Origin of the sequence: Luteimonas sp. MC1572, from assembly GCF_016615815.1 — a bacterium.
Classification (GTDB): Bacteria; Pseudomonadota; Gammaproteobacteria; order Xanthomonadales; family Xanthomonadaceae; genus Luteimonas.
The window spans coordinates 2,402,984-2,421,928 of the sequence record NZ_CP067112.1 but is presented as its reverse complement, the minus strand read 5'-3'; the positions used below and the strand labels follow the sequence as shown (position 1 = coordinate 2,421,928).

At 69.6% G+C, this 18,945-nt stretch carries 14 protein-coding genes and 1 pseudogene; all 15 read left to right on the top strand.

The window, feature by feature from the left end; translation table 11 throughout:
* The first annotated feature begins 216 nt into the window (after nt 1-216).
* The 15 genes and pseudogenes from JGR64_RS11105 (at nt 217) to lpxC (ending at nt 18,882) form a co-directional block, all read left to right on the top strand.
* Nucleotides 217-3,114, top strand: coding sequence for a TonB-dependent receptor (locus JGR64_RS11105; protein ID WP_199373439.1), 2,898 nt, complete (start codon nt 217-219; stop codon nt 3,112-3,114).
* A gap of 270 nt (nt 3,115-3,384) precedes the next feature.
* Entirely contained in the window at nt 3,385-3,870 is a 486-nt protein-coding gene (gene mraZ / locus JGR64_RS11100) for a division/cell wall cluster transcriptional repressor MraZ (RefSeq protein ID WP_199373438.1), read from the top strand.
* Nucleotides 3,871-3,926: 56 nt separating this feature from the next.
* Nucleotides 3,927-4,823, top strand: coding sequence for a 16S rRNA (cytosine(1402)-N(4))-methyltransferase RsmH (rsmH, locus tag JGR64_RS11095; RefSeq protein ID WP_199373437.1), 897 nt, complete (start codon nt 3,927-3,929; stop codon nt 4,821-4,823).
* Entirely contained in the window at nt 4,820-5,083 is a 264-nt protein-coding gene (ftsL, locus tag JGR64_RS11090; RefSeq protein ID WP_199373436.1) for a cell division protein FtsL, read from the top strand. Before rsmH ends, ftsL begins: the two co-directional genes overlap by 4 nt.
* Nucleotides 5,080-6,912, top strand: a complete 1,833-nt coding sequence (locus JGR64_RS11085; RefSeq protein WP_199373435.1) for a penicillin-binding protein 2 — start codon at nt 5,080-5,082, stop codon at nt 6,910-6,912. The genes ftsL and JGR64_RS11085 overlap by 4 nt, the downstream gene beginning before the upstream one ends.
* Complete coding sequence (locus JGR64_RS11080; protein ID WP_199373434.1) at nt 6,909-8,384, top strand: UDP-N-acetylmuramoyl-L-alanyl-D-glutamate--2,6-diaminopimelate ligase; 1,476 nt, start codon at nt 6,909-6,911, stop codon at nt 8,382-8,384. Before JGR64_RS11085 ends, JGR64_RS11080 begins: the two co-directional genes overlap by 4 nt.
* Nucleotides 8,381-9,769, top strand: a complete 1,389-nt coding sequence (murF, locus tag JGR64_RS11075) for a UDP-N-acetylmuramoyl-tripeptide--D-alanyl-D-alanine ligase (protein WP_199373433.1) — start codon at nt 8,381-8,383, stop codon at nt 9,767-9,769. The genes JGR64_RS11080 and murF overlap by 4 nt, the downstream gene beginning before the upstream one ends.
* A complete protein-coding gene (mraY, locus tag JGR64_RS11070) occupies nt 9,759-10,844 on the top strand; it encodes a phospho-N-acetylmuramoyl-pentapeptide-transferase (RefSeq protein WP_199373432.1) in 1,086 nt (361 codons plus the stop codon). Before murF ends, mraY begins: the two co-directional genes overlap by 11 nt.
* Nucleotides 10,844-12,157: a putative lipid II flippase FtsW gene (gene ftsW, locus JGR64_RS11065; RefSeq protein WP_199373431.1), complete on the top strand. Its 1,314-nt coding sequence runs from the start codon at nt 10,844-10,846 to the stop codon at nt 12,155-12,157. Before mraY ends, ftsW begins: the two co-directional genes overlap by 1 nt.
* Nucleotides 12,154-13,602, top strand: coding sequence for a UDP-N-acetylmuramate--L-alanine ligase (murC, locus tag JGR64_RS11060; RefSeq protein WP_199373430.1), 1,449 nt, complete (start codon nt 12,154-12,156; stop codon nt 13,600-13,602). The genes ftsW and murC overlap by 4 nt, the downstream gene beginning before the upstream one ends.
* A complete protein-coding gene (locus JGR64_RS11055; protein WP_199373429.1) occupies nt 13,599-14,540 on the top strand; it encodes a D-alanine--D-alanine ligase in 942 nt (313 codons plus the stop codon). The genes murC and JGR64_RS11055 overlap by 4 nt, the downstream gene beginning before the upstream one ends.
* Nucleotides 14,537-15,217 (top strand): annotated as a pseudogene (locus JGR64_RS11050) (cell division protein FtsQ/DivIB); the annotation flags it as partial. The gene JGR64_RS11055 and the pseudogene JGR64_RS11050, both read left to right, overlap by 4 nt.
* Nucleotides 15,218-15,240: 23 nt before the next feature.
* The gene (gene ftsA, locus JGR64_RS11045; RefSeq protein ID WP_182824922.1) at nt 15,241-16,476 is read left to right on the top strand and encodes a cell division protein FtsA; all 1,236 of its coding nucleotides are present in this window, start codon (nt 15,241-15,243) and stop codon (nt 16,474-16,476) included.
* Nucleotides 16,477-16,604: 128 nt separating this feature from the next.
* Nucleotides 16,605-17,843: a cell division protein FtsZ gene (ftsZ, locus tag JGR64_RS11040; RefSeq protein ID WP_199373427.1), complete on the top strand. Its 1,239-nt coding sequence runs from the start codon at nt 16,605-16,607 to the stop codon at nt 17,841-17,843.
* Between the two features lie 130 nt (nt 17,844-17,973).
* Nucleotides 17,974-18,882, top strand: coding sequence for a UDP-3-O-acyl-N-acetylglucosamine deacetylase (lpxC, locus tag JGR64_RS11035; protein ID WP_199373426.1), 909 nt, complete (start codon nt 17,974-17,976; stop codon nt 18,880-18,882).
* Nucleotides 18,883-18,945 lie beyond the last annotated feature (63 nt).

The window sequence follows — 18,945 nt, the reverse complement described above, 5'->3', positions numbered from 1 at the left end:
GCGCGGCGACCTCGCCAACCGCTGCGGCGCCCTCCCAAAAACTCATGAACACCCGGTGACAAATGCCGGGGATCGGGCGGGATGGCGATTTCGGGCACGCCGAAGCGACAGCGCGAGCACCCGGCGGAACCGGTCCGTCCCTAATGTCGGCGAGTCGGCTTCTTTTAACGACGCGTTAACTGTTTGCACTCATCAACCAAAGATCTTGGAGTACTCATGAAGACAAGTTTGCTGCGGGACGCCATCCGCACGTCGCTGCTCGCCGGCGCGACCCTGGCGGTCTCGCTGCCCGCGTTCGCGCAGGACGCCCCGGAAGCCGCCGCCGCCACGACGCTTGATCGCATCGAGGTCACCGGTTCGCGCATCCGCCAGGTCGACATGGAGACGGCGCAGCCGGTCCTGACGATCAGCCGCGCGGACATCGAGGGCCAGGGCTTCCGCACTGTGTCCGACATCCTCCAGAACATGACCGCCGCCGGCTCCCCGGCGATCAGCCGCTCCGAGTCGCTCGCCTCCGGTGAAGCGGTGGGTGGCCAGTACATCGATCTGCGCAACCTCGGTGCCAACCGCACGCTGGTGCTGGTGAACGGCAAGCGCCTGGGCATCACCACCGACGGCCTGCAGGACGTCGCCTCGATCCCGTCGGTCATGGTCGACCGCATCGAGATCCTGAAGGACGGCGCGTCGTCGATCTACGGTTCCGACGCGATGGCCGGCGTGGTGAACATCATCACCCGCAAGAACTTCGACGGTGCCGAGGCCAATGCCTACTACGGCCAGTTCGGCGAGGGCGACGGCGCCAAGGAAAGCTACGACTTCATCATGGGCATGTCCGGTGAGCGCGGTTCGCTCACGCTGGCCGCCGAGTACCACAAGGAAGACGGCGTCTGGGCCCGCGACCGCTGGTTCAGCCGCGACTCCTACCCGGGCTTCCCGCAGTACAGCCTCAGCCCGGTCGGCAAGTGGGGCAACTACAACGCCAACAGCGGCCTGATCGAGCGCAACCCCGATGGTTCGCCGGTGCTCAACGCCGATGGCAAGACCACGCCGCTGCCAGCTGACTGGCGTGCCCCCAACCGCGGCGGCAACGCCCTCGGTTCGGATGCGTTCCACCCGCAGACCGCCGACGACATGAGCAACGCCGCGCAGCAGATGCACGTGCTGACGCCGCTCGAGCGCCGCTCGCTGTACGTCAACGGCCAGTACGACCTGACCGACAACGTCCGCTTCTCGACCGACATCGGCTACAACAACCGCGTCGCCAATTCGCAGATCGCAGGCTATCCGGTCCAGTCGACGGCGATCAGGGCGCCGATGGCGGCCGACAGCTACTTCAACCCGCTCGATGACGGCCGCGCCGTCGACTGGCGTCGTCGCGGCTGGGAAAACCCGCGCACCACCGAGTCCGAACTCACCACGTGGCGCTTCACGGCGGGCCTCGACGGCGCGTTCGAGATCGGTGACCGCTACTTCGACTGGGATGCCGGCTACCTGTACAACAAGAACGAGCTGAGCAAGATCAGCAACGGCAACTTCTACATCCCGAACGTGCGCAATGCCGTGGGTTCGTCCTTCCTGGACGAGACCACCGGCAACGTGGTCTGCGGCACCCCGGGCAACGTGATCGCCGGCTGCACGCCGTGGAACCCCTTCGCGGGCTTCGGCACCGGCGGCGTCGCCAACTCGCTCGATGACCAGGCCGTGCGCGACTACCTGTTCAAGCAGGAGCACGCGCTGGGCGAAACCGAGACCACCAGCTACTTCGCCAACCTGGCGGGTTCCATCGTGACCCTGCCGGCGGGCGACCTTGGCTTCGCGGTGGGCTACGAGTACCGCAAGGAGCAGGGCGGCTATACCCCCGACGCGATCTCGCAGTCGGGCAACTCGACCAACCTGGCCGCCGGTCCGACCTACGGCGAGTACGACGTCGACGAGTTCTACGTCGAGCTGAACATCCCGGTGCTGGCCGACATGGCGTTCGCACAGGAGCTGAGCTTCAACCTCGCAAGCCGCTACTCGGACTTCAGCACCTTCGGTGACACCACCAACAACAAGTTCGGTGTGAAGTGGCGTCCGATCAACGACCTGCTGGTTCGCGGCACCTGGGCCGAGGGCTTCCGCGCGCCGACGATCTCCGACCTGTACGGCGGCGGCTCGCAGACCTTCACCACCGGCTTCCGCGATCCCTGCGACAGCGAATACGGCACTGCGGCCGGCTCGCAGCGCTGCCTGCAGGACGTGGCGGCGAACTACCGCCAGCTGCAGCAGGGCTTCATCCCGACCGAGGGTCCGGCAGCGCAGACGCCGGTGCCGTTCACCAGCGGCTCCAACCCGAACCTGTCGCCGGAAACGGCCGAGTCCAAGACGATCGGCCTGGTGTACAGCCCGTCGTGGGTCGAAGGTCTCAGCCTGACGCTCGACTGGTGGAACATCACCATCGAGAACACGCTGGTGTCCGACAGCCCGAACCAGATGCTCAGCGACTGCTACATCTCGCTGATCGAGTCGCGTTGCTCGGGCTTCAGCCGTGATCCGGTGACCGGCATCGTCAACGACCTCACCTACGGCCTGCGCAATGCCGGCTACCAGGAGACGGAAGGCTTCGATTTCGACGTGTCCTACCGCGTGCAGACGGGCTTCGGCAACATCGGCGCGACCTGGCAGAACACCTACGTCAGCAAGAACAACCTGAAGACCACCAACGAAGCGACCACCCCGGAATCGGTGTACGTCGGCTTCGGCGGCAACTTCCGCCTGCGTTCGAACCTGAACATGAACTGGGAAAATGGCCCGTTCTCGGCCAACTGGGGGATGCGCTACTACTCCTCCATGAAGGAAGAGTGCTACTTCGACTCGATCTGCAACATCCCGGACTACGCGGCGCCTGACACCCAGGGCCAGAACGTCCCGATGAACGAGACCGGCTCGAACACCTTCCACGACGTCCAGTTCGCGGTGAAGACCCCGTGGAACGCGACGGTGGCGGTCGGTGCCAACAACGTGTTCAACCACTACGCGGCTCCGGCGTTCGACCAGCCGAACTCGAACTTCGCCTACTACGGCGGTTTCGACCTCGGCCGCTTCGTGTTCATGAAGTACCAGCAGCGCTTCTGATCGGCGCTGTGTGACACCAGCCGGGGTCCCGCAAGGGGCCCCGGCTTTTTTGTGCGCGAAGACACGGTTAAGGTGAAGACGGCGTTGCGATTCTCAAAATTTGAGACTAAACAGTTGCTTGTGGATAAACCTTGAACAAGTCTCTGAAGTTCGCCGCAAGTCCTTGACCTGCTTAATGAAATTCGTCACTCCAGCCTGTTGACAAGGGTTGTGGCCGCTCCTAAGGTGGCTACACGTGGGAAGACATGGATATTCGTGGTTTTCCTGCGCATGAAGCCCGCCGCAGACGGGCATGGAGTGACAGGCAACGTGTTCCAGGGCGAGACCGCCATCACGATCGATGACAAGGGCCGGCTGGCGATCCCTACCAGCTACCGGGAGCTTGTCGCGTCCGCGTGCGCGAACCGTCTGGTGGTCACGTACAACCCCTTCGAGAAGGGCTCGCTGTACCTCTACCCGTTCGCCCAGTGGGAGCGCGTGCGCGACCAGGTCAACGGGCTGTCCAAGGTCCGCAGGACCAACCGCGAACTGCAGCTGAAGCTGGTCGGCGCCGCGGCGATCGTCGAACCCGACGGCAACGGCCGGATTTCCATCCCCGCCAGCCACCGCAAGGCGATCGGCATCGAAAAACACGCCGTGCTGCTTGGCATGGGCGACAAGTTCGAGCTCTGGAGTGAGCAGGCGCATCGCGAGCAGATCGAGCGGACCCTCGGGGACGACGACCTCGGCGACGACCTGGTCGGGCTGCTGTTGTGACCGCGGGTGCCGCGGATCGCCGCTCCGCGCACCTTCCGGTTCTGTATTCGCAGGTCATGGAAGGGCTGCACGTGCGTGGGGACGGGACGTACCTGGATGGCACGTTCGGCCGTGGCGGGCACGCCCGGGGCGTGCTCGAAGCACTCGGACCGCAGGGCAGGCTGCTGCTGATGGACAAGGATCCCGACGCGATCACCGTGGCCGAACGCGAGTTCGGCTCGGACCCGCGCGTGGCGATCCGCCGCGGCAGCTTTGCCGACCTGGGCCGCTGGGACGCCGTGGCCGCCGGCCTTGACGGCGTGCTGTTCGACCTCGGCGTGTCCTCCCCCCAGCTCGACGTCGCCGAGCGCGGCTTCAGCTTCGGCCGTGACGGCCCGCTCGACATGCGCATGGATCCCGACAACGGCGAGAGCGCGGCCCAGTGGCTGGCGCGTGCCACCGCCGACGAGATCGCCGACGTGCTCTGGACCTACGGCGACGAGCGCCTGAGCCGGCGCATCGCGCGCGCGATCGTCGAACGCCGCACCGATGCGCCGCTGCTGCGCACCGCGCAGCTGGCCGAACTGATCGCCTCGGTCATGCCGCGGCCCAAGCCCGGCCGCCACGAGATCCACCCGGCCACGCGCTCGTTCCAGGCGATCCGCATCCACATCAACCGCGAGCTGGGCGATCTGGAAGACGGGCTGGACGCCGCGTTCGCCGCGCTCAAGCCTGGCGGCCGCCTGGTCGTGATCAGCTTCCATTCGCTCGAAGACCGCATCGCCAAGCGCTTCATCGCGCGCCATGCCAAGGCGCCCGCGGGCAACCGCCGCCTGCCGGAGCCGGAGGCGTTCGTGCCCGGCCTGCGCGAGATCGGCGGCGCCACCAAGGCCGACTCGGCCGAGCTCGCCGCCAACCCGCGCGCGCGCAGCGCGGTGCTGCGCGTGGCCGAGAAGCTGGAGGTGCGGCCGTGACCCGCTTCCTGGTGATCGTGCTGCTGGCGGCCAACGTGGTGGCGGCGATCGGAGTGGTGCACGCGCGCCACCGCCACCGCCAGCTGTTCGTCGAGCTGACCCGGCTCGAGCACGCGCGCGACGAGCTCAACATCGATTTCGGCCGCCTGCAGCTGGAACAGGCCACGTGGGCTGAAAGCAACCGCGTCGACCAGGTCGCGCGCACCCGCCTGGGCATGAAATTCCCCGAGGCCGGCGAGATCGTGGTGGTGCGGCCATGAAGTTCGGCAAGGACCGCAACGGCGTCACCAAGCCCCGCGGCCGCGCACGCTTCGACCTGCGCGGGCGCCTGAAGATCGTCGCCGGCGGGCTGGGCCTGTGCGCGCTGGCGCTGGTGGCGCGCGCCGTCGACCTGCAGCTGGTCGACAACGCCTACTACCAGCAGAAGGCCGATTCGCGCTTCCTGCGCGAGATCCCGATCCCGACCTCGCGCGGCATGATCACCGACCGCAACGGCGAGCCGCTCGCCGTGTCGTCGCCGGTCGACACCGTGTGGGGCAACCCGCAGGAACTGCTGAAGTCGCCCGCGCGCCTGCCTGAATTGGCCGAAGCACTGGGCGTGCCGCTGGACGAACTCGAGCGCAAACTGGCGCAGCGCGCAGACAAGGAATTCGTCTACCTGCAGCGCCGCATCAATCCGGCCGCCGCCGAGAAGATCCTCGCGCGCAAGATTCCCGGCGTGTTCTCGCAGCGCGAGTTCCGCCGCTTCTACCCGCAGGGCGAGGCACTGGCGCACGTGCTCGGCTTCACCAACATCGACGACCTCGGCCAGGAAGGCGTGGAGCTGGCGTTCGACGACTGGCTGCGCGGCACGCCGGGCGCGCAGAAGGTGATCCGCGACCGCCGCGGCCGCATCGTCGAGAACGTCGACCTGGTGCGCGCCGCGCAGCCGGGCAAGGACCTGGTGCTCAGCATCGACCGCCGCATCCAGTACCTCGCGCATCGCGAACTGCGCCGCGCGCTGCTGGAAACCGGTGCCAGCGCCGGTTCGGCGGTGGTGCTGGATGTCGCCACCGGCGAGATCCTCGCCATGGCCAACCTGCCCACGTTCAACCCGAACGCGGTCACCGGCGAGCACCGCGATGCGCGCCGCAACCGCGCGGTGACCGACCTGATCGAGCCGGGCTCGACGATCAAGCCGCTGACCGTGGCCGCCGGCATCGAGGCGGGCGTGATCGCCCCCGACAGCCGCGTGGACACCAGCCCGGGCTGGATCGCCAACGGCCGCTACCGCACCAGCGATTTCCGCAATTACGGCGTGCTGGATATCACCGGCATCCTGACCAAGAGCTCCAACGTCGGCGTCTCGAAGATCGTGCACCGGTTGCCGGACAAGACCTTCTACGACTTCCTGCGCCGCTTCGGCTATGGCCAGTCCACCGGCAGCGGCTTCCCCGGCGAGGCCGCCGGCCTGCTGCCGCCGCCGGCAAGCTGGAGCGGTACCAGCAAGCAGACGATGTCCTACGGCTATGGCCTGTCGGCCACGCCCCTGCAGATCGCGCACGCATACGCGACGCTTGGCAATCACGGCCGCGCCATGACCCCGACCCTGGTCAAGGGCCAGGGCGGCGAACCCGCGCAGGTGCTGGCGCCGGAGATCGCCGACGAGGTGGTGCGGATGATGCAGACCGTCACCGAGCCCGGCGGCACGGGCACGCGCGCGGCGATCCTCGGATACCACGTCGCCGGCAAGTCCGGCACCGCGCGCAAGGCCTCCGGTGGCGGATACGCGCGTCGCTACGTGGCCTTCTTCGCCGGCCTGGTGCCGGTGGACAACCCGCGCTTCTCGATGGCGGTGGTGATCGACGATCCCGACACATCGGCCGGCGTGTACGGCGGCGGCGCGGTCTCCGCGCCGGTGTTCCAGCGGGTGATGGATGGCGCGCTGCGCCTGATGGACGTGCCGCCGGACGACATCGACACCTGGCTGGCCGCGCAGGCCAAGGACCAGGCCAAGGCGCAGGCGGCGAACGCCCGGCGCCCGGCAGCCGTGGCCACGCTGCCCGACGCCACGGCGCCGGCAGCGGCCACCGTCGAGGCGCGCCCATGAGCCGGCGCATGCCACTCGCGGCGCTGCTGCCCGACATCGCCGCGGTGCCGGCGACGCTCGAGGTGTCCGGCCTGGTGCAGGACAGCCGCGCGCTCCGCGCCGGCGACGCCTTCGTCGCGATCGGCGGCTTCGGCACGCACGGCCTGCATTTCGCGCAGCAGGCGCTGGCCGATGGCGCTGCGGCGGTGCTGTTCGAGCCGCCGGTGCCGGCCGATGTGCCGGCGCCACCGGCCGCCGCCATCGCGGTGCCCGGGCTGCGCGCGCGCATGGGCGCGATGGCGCATGAATTCCACGGCCAGCCCTCGGCGGCGATGACCACCGTCGGCGTCACCGGCACCAACGGCAAGACGTCCACCGTGCAGCTGCTGGCGCAGGCCTGGGAGCTGCTCGGTCGCCGTGCCGGCACCATCGGCACGCTCGGCGCCGGCCTGCACGGTGACGTGCGCGCCACCGGTTTCACCACGCCGCTGGTGCTGCAGACGCACGCGCTGCTCGCGGAGTTGCGCGATGCCGGCGCGGACGCGGTGGCGATGGAAGTCAGCTCGCACGCGCTCGACCAGGGCCGCGTGGACGCGGTGCGGTTCCAGCTCGGCGTGTTCACCAACCTCACCCGCGACCACCTCGACTACCACGGCGACATGGCCAGCTACGGCGCCGCCAAGGCGCGGCTGTTCGCGACGCCGGGCCTGGCCGCGGCGGTGGTCAACCTGGACGACGAGCATGGCCGCGCGCTGTTCGCGGCCTTGCCGGCGAGCCTGCAACGCGTCGGCACCAGCGCGCGTGGCGCGGATGGCGCCGGCGTGTCGGCCTCGGACATCGTGCTCGATGCCGCCGGCATCGGCTTCACGCTCGGTATCGCGGGCGACAGCGCAGCGGTGCGCTCGCCGCTGCTGGGCCGCTTCAATGTCGACAACCTGCTGGCGGTCGCCGGCGTGCTGCACGCGCAGCAGGTCGGCATCGGCGACATCGCGCGCGTGCTGGCGAAGCTGCAGCCGATCGCCGGGCGCATGAACCGCCTGGGTGGCAGTGCCGGCCAGCCGCTGGTGGTGGTGGATTACGCGCACACCCCCGACGCGCTGCAACAGGCGCTGGCCAGCCTGCGCGCGCACGCCAGCGGCCGCATCGCCTGCGTGTTCGGCTGTGGCGGCGAGCGCGACCGCGGCAAGCGCCCGCAGATGGCGGCGATCGCCGAAGCCGGCGCCGAAATCGTGTTCGTCACCGACGACAACCCGCGCAACGAGGATGGCGACGCGATCGTCGTCGAGATCCTTGCCGGCCTGCGCAACCCGGCCGCGGCGATCGTCCTGCGCGACCGCGCCGCGGCGATCACGCGCGCGGTCGGAACGGCGGGCGAGGGCGACATCGTGCTGGTCGCCGGCAAGGGCCATGAGCCCTGCCAGGAAATTGCCGGCGTGCGCCATCCCTTCGACGACAGCGACGTCGCGCGTCGCGCGCTGGAGGCCGGCGCATGAATCCGCTGGCACTGTCGCGCATCGCCCAGGCCTGCAACGGCCGTCTCGAAGGCGACGACATCGTGGTCGATGCCGTGGTCACCGACTCCCGCGGCCTGCACGCCGGCTCCGGCGCCCCGCTGTTCGTGGCGATCGCCGGCGACACCTTCGATGGCCATGACCACGTGGCCGCGGCGGCCGCCGCCGGCGCGCGCGCGGCGCTGGTTTCGCGCCTGGTGGATGCGCCGCTGCCGCAGGTGGTGGTGGCCGACACCGTCGCCGCACTCGGCTCGCTCGCCGCCGCGCTGCAGGCGCAGCGCAGCACGCTGGTGGTCGCGATCACCGGCAGCAACGGCAAGACCAGCGTCAAGCAGCTGCTGCTGCCGATCCTGTCGCGCTGCGGCCGCACCTACTGCAACCCGGGCAACCGCAACAACGAGATCGGCCTGCCGCTGGCGGTCATCGACGCACCGGATGATGCCGAGTTCGCCATCTACGAGATGGGCGCCGGCCAGCCCGGCGACATCGCCTACCTGACCGCCATCGCGCGGCCGCGGGTGGCGGTGGTCAACAACGTGGCGCCCGCGCACCTCGAGCGCATGGGCAGCCTGCTCGGCGTGGCCGACACCAAGGCCGCGATCTACGACGCGCTGCCCGACGACGGCACCGCGGTGCTCAACGCCGACGACGCGTTCGAACCCTATTTCGCCGAACGCGCGCACGGCCGCCGCCTGCTGCGCTTCGGCTTCGACGCGCGCGCCGACGTGCGCGCACGCGACGTGGTGCTGGGCGAGGACGGCACCACGTTCGTGCTGGTGGCGCGCGAAGGCGAGATCGCGGTGACGCTGCCGCTGCCGGGCCGCCACAACGTGGCCAATGCGCTGGCCGCCGCGGCGCTCGCGCTGGCGTGCGGCGCGGGGCTGGACGCGATCGCGGCGGGCCTGGCCAGCGTCGAGCCGGTCGCGGGTCGCCTGGTACGCCATCGCCTGGCCGCTGGCGCCTGGCTGGTCGACGACAGCTACAACGCCAACCCCGGCTCGCTGGCTGCGGCCATCGACATCCTGGCTGCGGCACCGGGGGAAGGCTGGCTGGTGCTGGGCGACATGCGCGAACTCGGTGCCGACGCCGTCGCGCTGCACGAGGCCGCCGGCCGCCGTGCGCGTGATGCCGGCGTGGCACGCCTGTATGCACTGGGCGCGCTGAGCGCGGTCGCCGCCGAGGCGTTCGGCCCGGGCGGCGAGGTGCACGCCTCGCATACCGAGCTCGCGGATGCGCTGGCCGCCGCGCTGGCAGCGGCCGCACCTGCTGCGGACGTTCCGACAATTCTGGTGAAAGGGTCGCGCGGCAGCGCGATGGATCGCGTGGTTGCCGCGCTGCTGACGAAGGACGACACCCATGCTGCTTGAACTCTCCCGCTGGCTGCAGCAGCTCGAAGGCCTGTTCGGCCTGTTCGGCTACCTGACCTTCCGCGGCATCCTGGCGGCGCTGACTTCGTTGTTCCTGTCGCTGTGGTGGGGCCCGGCGGTGATCCGCAAGCTCGCGCAGTACAAGGGCGGCCAGCCGATCCGCAGCGACGGCCCGCAGACGCATTTCTCCAAGGCCGGCACGCCGACCATGGGTGGCGCGCTGATCCTGGTCACGGTGCTGGCATCGGTGCTGCTGTGGGGCGACCTGCGCAACAAGTACGTGTGGGTGGTGCTGGGCGTGATGGTGGCCTTCGGCGCCATCGGCTGGTACGACGACTGGATCAAGATCGTCAGGCGCGACCCGAACGGCCTGAAGTCGCGCTGGAAGTACGCCGCGCAGTCGGTGTTCGGCCTGGCCGCGGCGCTGTACCTGTGGCTGTACGCGGACGTGCCCGCCGCCACCACGTTCTACGTGCCGTTCTTCAAGTCGATCGCGCTGCCGCTGGCCGGCGTCGGCTTCGTGGCGATCGCCTACTTCTGGATCGTCGGATTCTCCAACGCGGTCAACCTGACCGACGGCCTCGACGGCCTGGCGATCATGCCGACGGTGCTGGTGGCCTGCGCGCTGGGCGTGTTCGCCTACGCGTCGGGCCATGCGCAGTTCTCCGAGTACCTGCAGATCCCGCGCGTGCCGGGCGCCGGTGAGCTGGTGATCATCTGCGCCGCCATCGCCGGGGCCGGGCTCGGGTTCCTGTGGTTCAACACCTATCCGGCCATGGTGTTCATGGGCGACATCGGCGCGCTGGCGCTGGGCGCGGTGCTCGGCACGGTGGCGGTGATCGTGCGCCAGGAGCTGGTGCTGGTGATCATGGGCGGCATCTTCGTCATCGAGACGCTGTCGGTGATGATCCAGGTGGCGTCGTTCAAGCTCACCGGCAAGCGCGTGTTCCGCATGGCGCCCATCCACCACCACTTCGAACTCAAGGGCTGGCCCGAGCCGCGCGTGATCGTGCGCTTCTGGATCATCTCGGTGGTGCTGGTGCTGGTCGGCCTCGCCACGTTGAAGGTGCGCTGATGGACCGCAGCCACGACCATTCCGCGCAGGCCACCCGGCTCGATGCCATCGCCGGCCGCTTCGACCCGTGGCTGCTCGCCGCGGTGATCGGGCTGGCGGCGCTGGGCGTGGTGATGGTGGCGTCGAGTTCGATCGCCATCGGCGAGGACCTCGACGTCGGCCCGTTCTACTTCCTCACCCGGCACCTGGTGTTCCTGGCGCTGGGCGCGGGCCTCGCGTTCTGGGCGATGCGCACCGAGCTGAAGACCATCGAGCGCTTCGACCGCCTGCTGCTGGTCGGCTGCTTCCTGATGCTGGTGCTGGTGTTCGTGCCGGGGCTGGGGAGCAGCGTCAACGGCGCGCAGCGCTGGCTCAACCTCGGCGTGTCCAAGTTCCAGGCGGTGGAAGCGGTCAAGCTGATGTACATCGTGTGGCTGGCGAGCTACCTGGTGCGCTTCCGCGACGAGGTCAACGCCACCTGGGGCGCGATGCTGAAGCCGCTGGGCGTGGCGGTCGCGCTGATGGCGCTGCTGGCGCTGCAGCCGGACTTCGGCTCGCTGGCGCTGGTGCTGGCCATCACCGCCGGCATGCTGGTGCTGGGCGGCGTGCACCTGCCGCGCATGGCTGCACCCGTGCTGGCGCTGCTGCCGGTGCTGGCGCTCGTGGCGATCGCCGAGCCCTACCGCATGCGTCGCCTGACGTCGTTCATGGATCCCTTTGCCGATCCGTTCAACAGCGGCTACCAGCTGGCCAACGCGCTGATGGCGGTCGGCCGCGGCGAGCTGACGGGCGTGGGCCTGGGCGCGTCGATCCAGAAACTGTCGTACCTGCCGGAGGCGCACACCGACTTCATCCTCGCGGTGATCGCCGAGGAACTCGGCTTCATCGGCGTGTGCGCGGTGATCGGCCTGTACGCGCTGCTGGTCGGGCGCGCGTTCTGGATCGGCCTGAAGTGCGTGGAGATGCGTCGCCACTTCGCCGGCTACTGCGCATTCGGCATCGCGCTGTGGATCAGCCTGCAGAGCCTGGTCTCGATCGGCGTCAACCTCGGCTTGCTGCCCACCAAGGGGCTGACCCTGCCGCTGGTGTCGTCGGGCGGCTCCAGCGTGCTGATGACCTGCGCCGCGATGGGCGTGCTGCTGCGCGTCTCCTACGAACTCGACCGCGCCCAGCGCCAGGTCGCGCGCCTGCGCGGCGAGGGCGCCGCGGCTGCGCAGGCCCCGATGCCGCCGCCACCCGATACCACCCAGCCGACGCCTTCGCTGGCCGCGCGCGGCACCAGCCGCCTGCGCCAGCGCGTCGAACCCACCTTTGCACCGAGGGCCCGGGCATGATGCGCCGCCTTGATGAAAGCCACGGCATCGCGATGGCCGACTTCGCACGCCGCCATTCGCGCGTGCACTTCGTCGGCATCGGCGGCACCGGCATGAGCGGCATCGCCGAGGTGCTGCGCACGCTGGGCTACGACGTCTCCGGCTCGGACACTGCCGACAATGCCGTGACGCGCCGCCTCGCCGGCCTCGGCATTGCCATCCACCGCGGCCACACCGCGGCGAACGTGCTCGGCAAGGACGTCGTGGTGGCGTCGAGCGCGATCCGCGCCGACAACCCGGAGCTGCTCGAGGCGCGTGCGCAGCGCATCCCGGTGGTTCCGCGCGCGGAGATGCTGGCCGAGCTGATGCGCTTCCGCCGCGGCGTGGCCGTGGCCGGCACCCACGGCAAGACCACCACCACCTCGCTGCTGTCGAGCGTGCTGGCGGAAGGCGGCCTGGACCCGACGTTCGTGATCGGCGGCAAGCTGCTCGCGGCCGGCGCCAACGCGCGCCTCGGCGGCGGCGAATGGCTGGTGGCCGAAGCCGACGAAAGCGACGGCAGCTTCCTGCGCCTGAACCCGCTGGTCGCCATCGTCACCAACATCGACGTCGACCATCTCGAGAACTACGGCGGTGACTTCAGCCGCGTGCAGCAGGCGTTCTCCGAATTCCTGCACCGCCTGCCGTTCTACGGTCTCGCAGTGCTGTGCCTGGACGACCCCGAGGTCGCCGCGCTGGCCGGCAACGTGTCGCGCCATGTCATGACCTACGGCTTCCACGACGATGCCGACGTGCGCGCCGTCGATGTCAGCCAGTCGGGCCCGAGCATGCACTTCACGCTGTGCCTGCCCGACGGCTCGCGCACCGCCGTGCAGCTGGCGTTGCCCGGCCGCCACAACGTGCAGAACGCGCTGGCCGCGGCCACGGTGGGCTGGCAGCTGGGCGTGTCCACCGATGCCATCGCCGCCGCGCTGCGTGGCTTCGAGGGCATCGGTCGTCGCTTCAACATGCTGGCCGAACTCACCACCGCGCGCGGTGCCAGGGTGCAGCTGGTCGACGACTACGGCCATCATCCCAACGAGCTCGCCGCGGTGTTCGAAGCCGCGCGTGGCGGCTGGCCCGAGCGCCGCCTGGTGGTGGCGTTCCAGCCGCACCGCTACAGCCGCACCCGCGACCTGCTCGACGATTTCGCCGGCGTGCTGTCGGGCGTCGACGCGCTGGTGCTGACCGAGGTCTACCCGGCCGGTGAAGCGCCGATCGCCAACGCCGATTCGCGCGCGCTGGCGCGTGCCATCCGCGCGCGCGGCCGCATCGATCCGGTGGTCGTGGGCGGGCCGTCGGAGCTGCGCGACGTGCTGCCCGACATCCTCCAGGACAACGACCTGCTGCTGGTCATGGGCGCGGGCGACATCGGCCACGTTGCACAGCAGCTGGCCAGCGAAGGCTTCCCGGAGGAGGCCGCATGACCGCATCCGTCCTGCCTCCGCTGCGCACCACCCACGCCGCGGACTTCGGTCGCGTCGCCGTGCTGATGGGCGGTGCCAGTGCCGAGCGCGAGGTCTCGCTGGATTCCGGCCGCAACGTGCTGGCTGCGCTGCAGTCGCGCGGCGTGGACGTGGCCGCGGTGGACGGCGTGCCCAACCTGCTGCGTGAGCTGCAGGACCGCCAGTTCGACCGCGTGTTCAACATCCTGCACGGCGGCGACGGCGAGAACGGCGTGCTGCAGGGCGTGCTGCAGGCGCTGCGCGTGCCGTTCACCGGCTCCGGCGTGCTGGGCAGCGCGCTGACCATGGACAAGGTGCGCACCAAGCAGGTGTGGATCGCCGCCGGCCTGCCCACGCCGCGCTTCGAGCGCCTGCCGAAGGGCGCCGACCTGCGCGCCGCCGCCGAGGCGCTGGGCTACCCGGTATTCGTCAAGCCGTCGTGCGAAGGCTCCAGCGTCGGCGTGTTCCGCGTGCTGGCGCCGGCCGACCTGGCGCCGGCCATCGAGTTCGCCGCCGGTTACGACGGCGAGCTGCTGATGGAGCAGATGGTGCAGGGCGACGAGCTCACCGTCGGCATCCTCGGCGACGTGGCGCTGCCGTCGATCCGTATCGTGCCGGCCGGCGAGTGGTACGACTACCACGCCAAGTACATCGCCGACGACACGCAGTACCTGTGCCCCGGCATGTCCGGCAGCGACGAGGACGCGATCCGCGCGCTGTCGCTGCAGGCGTTCCTCGCCGCGGGGTGCAGCGGCTGGGGCCGCGTGGACGTGATGCGCGACAACACGCGCGGGCTGCAGCTGATCGAGGTGAATACCGCGCCGGGCATGACCAGTCATTCACTGGTGCCCAAGGCTGCCGCCGTACTCGGCTGCGACTACGCCGAGCTGTGCTGGCGCGTGCTGGAGCAGACGCTGTGAACGCGCTGGCGCGGATCCTGGCCTGGACCCTGGCGGTGGCGCTGATCGCGCTGCCGGTCGTCGCCGTGGTCAAGGGCTGGATCGGCGCCGAGCGCTGGCCGCTGCGCACGCTGCGCATCAACGACAACCTGCAGCAGGTCGACGCCGCGAAGGTGCGCGAAGCGGTGCTGCCGTACGCCACCCAGGGCTTCTTCGCGATCCGGCTGGACGAGGCCCGCTCCGCCGTCGCGGTGCTGCCGTGGGTCGACCATGCGGAAGTCAGCAAGACCTGGCCGGACGTGCTGGAAGTGCGGGTGCACGAGCACCGCCCGTTCGCACGCTGGGGCACCGACAGCCTGTTGTCGCAGCAGGGCAAGGTGTTCCCGGCCGCGGGCGTCAGCGCACCGGCCGGCCTGCCGATCCTGCACGGCCCGGCCGCGCGTACCGCCGACGTCGTGGCCCTCTACAACGAGTCGCGCACGCTGTTCGCGCCCACCGGCTATGGCGTGACCGCGCTGCTGCTCGACAGCCGGGGCAGCTGGACGCTGGTGCTTTCCAACAACACCGAAGTCGTGATCGGCAGCCACGAGGCGCGCCTGCGCCTTGCGCGCTTCGCGCGGCTGCTGCCGCAGCTCATGGCCCAGACGCCCAGGCCGCTGGCCCGCGCCGACCTTCGCTACACCAATGGCTTTGCCCTGACATGGGCCAAGGAACAAAACGCATGAACCGCAAAGGCGACAAGGCCCTCATCGTCGGCCTCGACATCGGCACCTCCAAGGTCGTGGCCCTGGTCGGCGAGTATTCGCCGGGCAACCCGATCGAGGTGATCGGTATCGGCAGCCACGAATCGCGGGGCCTGAAGCGCGGCGTGGTGGTCGACATCGAGTCGACCGTGCAATCCATCCAGCGCGCCGTGGAAGAGGCCGAGCTGATGGCCGGCTGCGAGATCCGCTCGGTCTACGCCTCGATCTCCGGCAACCACGTGCAGTGCAAGAACTCGCCGGGCATCGTGCCGATCCGCGACGGCGAGGTCACCTGGGGCGACCTGGACCGCGTGCTCGACGCCGCCAAGGCCGTCGCCATCCCCGCCGACCAGAAGATCCTGCACGCCATCCCGCGCGAGTACGTGCTGGACGATTCGCAGGAAGGCATCCGCAATCCCGTCGGCATGACCGGCGTGCGCCTCGAGGTGCACGCGCACCTGGTGGTGTGCGCGCAGTCGGCCGCCGCCAACATCTCCAAGTGCGTGCAGCGCTGCGGCCTGCAGATCGACGACCTGGTGCTGTCGTCGCTGGCGTCCAGCACCGCGGTGCTGACCAGCGACGAGCGCGAGCTGGGCGTGGTGATGGTCGACATCGGCGCCGGCACCACGGATCTTGCGGTGTTCGTGCAGGGCGCGATCTGCCACACCGCGAGCCTGCCGATCGCCGGCGACAAGGTCACCGAGGACATCGCGCACATGCTGCGCACGCCCACCCCGGAAGCCGAGCAGATCAAGGTGCGCTACGCCTGCGCGCTGGCGCAGCTGGCGACCAGCGAAGAATCGATCCAGGTGCCCAGCGTCGGCGACCGCCCGCCGCGTCGCCTGCCGCGGCAGTCGCTCGCGCAGGCGGTGCAGGCCCGCTACGAGGAGATCTTCGAGATGGTGCAGGCCGAACTGCGCCGCTCGGGTTTCGAGCAGCACGTGCGCGCCGGCATGGTGCTCACCGGCGGCTCGGCAAAGATGGAAGGCGTGGTGGAGCTGGCCGAGGAAATGCTGCAAATGCCGGTGCGCGTGGGCATCCCGCAGCACGTCACCGGCCTGGGCGAAGTGGTCAACAACCCGGTGCACGCCACCGGCGTGGGCCTGCTGCTGATGGGCAGCCAGATCGAGCATCCGCGGCGCCCGGTGATCCCGAGCGGCCGCGCCGGCAGCCTGCTGAAGAAGATCAAGACCTGGTTCAACGGCGAGTTCTGAGATGGACGCGAACACACCGCGCGCCGGACCCCCGCGGGCGAGGCGACGAAAACGAAAACGCAGTTTGCAACACCTGGCAATGCCGCGACACGACAACAGCAACACATAACTACATAAAGGACACGGACATGGCGCACTTCGAACTGGTTGAAAAAATGGCCCCCAACGCGGTCATCAAGGTCATCGGCGTGGGCGGCGGCGGCGGCAACGCGGTCGCGCACATGGTCAACGGCAGCGTGGACGGGGTGGAATTCATCACCGCCAATACCGACGCGCAGGCCATCCGCACCTGCGGCGCGCGGCTGCAGCTGCAGCTCGGCACCGGAGTCACCAAGGGCCTGGGCGCCGGCGCGAACCCCGAGGTCGGCCGCCAGGCCGCGCTCGAGGACCGCGACCAGATCATGGCGGCGCTGCAGGGCGCGGACATGGTGTTCATCACCGCCGGCATGGGCGGCGGCACCGGCACCGGTGCGGCACCCGTCGTGGCGCAGCTGGCCAAGGAGATGGGCATCCTGACCGTCGCCGTGGTCACCAAGCCGTTCCCGTTCGAAGGCCGCCGCCGCATGCAGGTCGCCCTCAAGGGCATCGAGGACCTGAGCCAGCATTGCGACTCGCTGATCACCATCCCCAACGAGAAGCTGATCACCGTGCTCGGCCGCAATGCCACCATGGTGCAGGCCTTCCGCGCCGCCAATGACGTGCTGCTCGGCGCCGTGCAGGGCATCGCCGACCTGATCGTCCGCCCGGGCCTGATCAACGTCGACTTCGCCGACGTGCGCACCGTGATGAGCGAGATGGGCCTGGCGATGATGGGTACCGGCACCGCCCGCGGCGACGACCGCGCGCAGGCCGCCGCCGAGTCCGCGATCCAGAACCCGCTGCTCGACGACGTCAACCTGGCCGGCGCCAACGGCATCCTGGTCAACATCACCGCCGGCCCGGACTTCACCATGAGCGAGTTCGACGAAGTCGGCCGCACCGTGGAGAACTTCGCCAGCGAGGACGCGACCATCGTCATCGGCACCGTGCTCGACCCGGACATGCAGGACGAGGTCCGCGTCACCGTGGTCGCCACCGGCCTGAACCGTGGCCACGTGCGCCAGACCGGCCGCGACACGGCCTTCGGCGAGGCCCCGCGCCAGCGCCCGCACGTGCAGCTGATCAACACCCAGGGCCGTCGCGACGGCACCACCGGCATGTTCATCGAAGAGGATGACGGCCAGGCGGTGGCACCGGCGTCGGCAGTGGGCGGGTTCGGCCTGCGCCGTGGTTCGGCGGAGCCGGCGGCGGCCACCCCGGCCGTGGCGGACTTCGGCAGCGACAGCTACCTGGACATCCCGGCGTTCCTGCGCCGCCAGGCGGACTGACCGCGTGCCGCCGTTCCTTCCCCCGTGCGCGGGGGAAGGGGCGGTGCGTTCAGGTTCAGCGGATGGCGTGGTAAATTGCGAACCGCTTTCATCTGCCGCGCTGCGACGCCGGCGTCCCCACAGAGCCCCCATGGTCCAGCAGCGCACCATCAAGAATGTCACCCGCGCCACCGGCGTCGGGCTGCACAGCGGTGAAAAGGTGTACCTGACCATGCGTCCGGCCGCGCCCGACGCCGGCATCGTGTTCCGCCGCGTCGACGTGGAGCCGCCGGTCGAGATCCCGGCCGACGCCATGCTCGTCAGCGAGACCACGCTGTGCACCGGCCTGTCGCAGGGCGGCGCCAAGGTGCAGACGGTCGAACACCTGATGTCGGCGCTCGCCGGCCTCGGCATCGACAACATCCTGATCGAGCTGTCGGCGCCGGAAGTGCCGATCATGGACGGCTCGTCGGGTCCGTTCGTGTTCCTGCTGCAGTCGGCGGGCATCGTCGAGCAGGACGCTCCCAAGCGTTTCATCCGCGTCAAGCGGACGGTGGAGGTGCGCGACGGCGACAAGATCGCCCGCTTCGAGCCCTACGACGGGTTCCGCCTGGGCTTCACCATCGAGTTCAACCACCCGGCCATCCCGACCAGCCAGTCGCGCGCCGAGGTGGAATTTTCAACCGAGAACTACATCCGCGAGGTCAGCCGTGCGCGGACCTTCGGCTTCATGCACGACCTTGAATACATGCGCGACCGCAACCTCGGCCTCGGCGGCTCGATGGACAACGCGATCGTGCTCGACGACTTCCGCGTGCTCAACGACGACGGCCTGCGCTACGCCGATGAATTCGTTCGCCACAAGATCCTCGACGCGGTGGGCGACCTGTATCTCGCCGGGCACCCGGTCATCGGCGCCTTCGAAGGCTTCAAGTCCGGGCACGCGCTGAACAACACGCTGGTGCGCGCGCTGCTGGCGGACCGCTCGGCCTGGGAAGAAGTCACCTTTGCCGAGGCCGGCACCGGCCCGGTGGTCTACGGCGCCCTGCAACCCGCCTGAACGCGCCGCGATCCGGGTAACCCGGGTCACAATTTTACGAAAAATTAACGAAAATGGCGCCGG

Excerpts from the sequence above, each read along its gene's own strand:
- JGR64_RS11105 (WP_199373439.1), top strand. The coding sequence starts at position 217 with ATGAAGACAAGTTTGCTGCGGGACGCCATCCGCACGTCGCTGCTCGCC.
- mraZ (WP_199373438.1), top strand. The coding sequence starts at position 3,385 with ATGAAGCCCGCCGCAGACGGGCATGGAGTGACAGGCAACGTGTTCCAG.
- rsmH (WP_199373437.1), top strand. The coding sequence starts at position 3,927 with ATGGAAGGGCTGCACGTGCGTGGGGACGGGACGTACCTGGATGGCACG.
- JGR64_RS11085 (WP_199373435.1), top strand. The coding sequence starts at position 5,080 with ATGAAGTTCGGCAAGGACCGCAACGGCGTCACCAAGCCCCGCGGCCGC.
- JGR64_RS11080 (WP_199373434.1), top strand. The coding sequence starts at position 6,909 with ATGAGCCGGCGCATGCCACTCGCGGCGCTGCTGCCCGACATCGCCGCG.
- murF (WP_199373433.1), top strand. The coding sequence starts at position 8,381 with ATGAATCCGCTGGCACTGTCGCGCATCGCCCAGGCCTGCAACGGCCGT.
- mraY (WP_199373432.1), top strand. The coding sequence starts at position 9,759 with ATGCTGCTTGAACTCTCCCGCTGGCTGCAGCAGCTCGAAGGCCTGTTC.
- ftsW (WP_199373431.1), top strand. The coding sequence starts at position 10,844 with ATGGACCGCAGCCACGACCATTCCGCGCAGGCCACCCGGCTCGATGCC.
- murC (WP_199373430.1), top strand. The coding sequence starts at position 12,154 with ATGATGCGCCGCCTTGATGAAAGCCACGGCATCGCGATGGCCGACTTC.
- JGR64_RS11055 (WP_199373429.1), top strand. The coding sequence starts at position 13,599 with ATGACCGCATCCGTCCTGCCTCCGCTGCGCACCACCCACGCCGCGGAC.
- ftsA (WP_182824922.1), top strand. The coding sequence starts at position 15,241 with ATGAACCGCAAAGGCGACAAGGCCCTCATCGTCGGCCTCGACATCGGC.
- ftsZ (WP_199373427.1), top strand. The coding sequence starts at position 16,605 with ATGGCGCACTTCGAACTGGTTGAAAAAATGGCCCCCAACGCGGTCATC.
- lpxC (WP_199373426.1), top strand. The coding sequence starts at position 17,974 with ATGGTCCAGCAGCGCACCATCAAGAATGTCACCCGCGCCACCGGCGTC.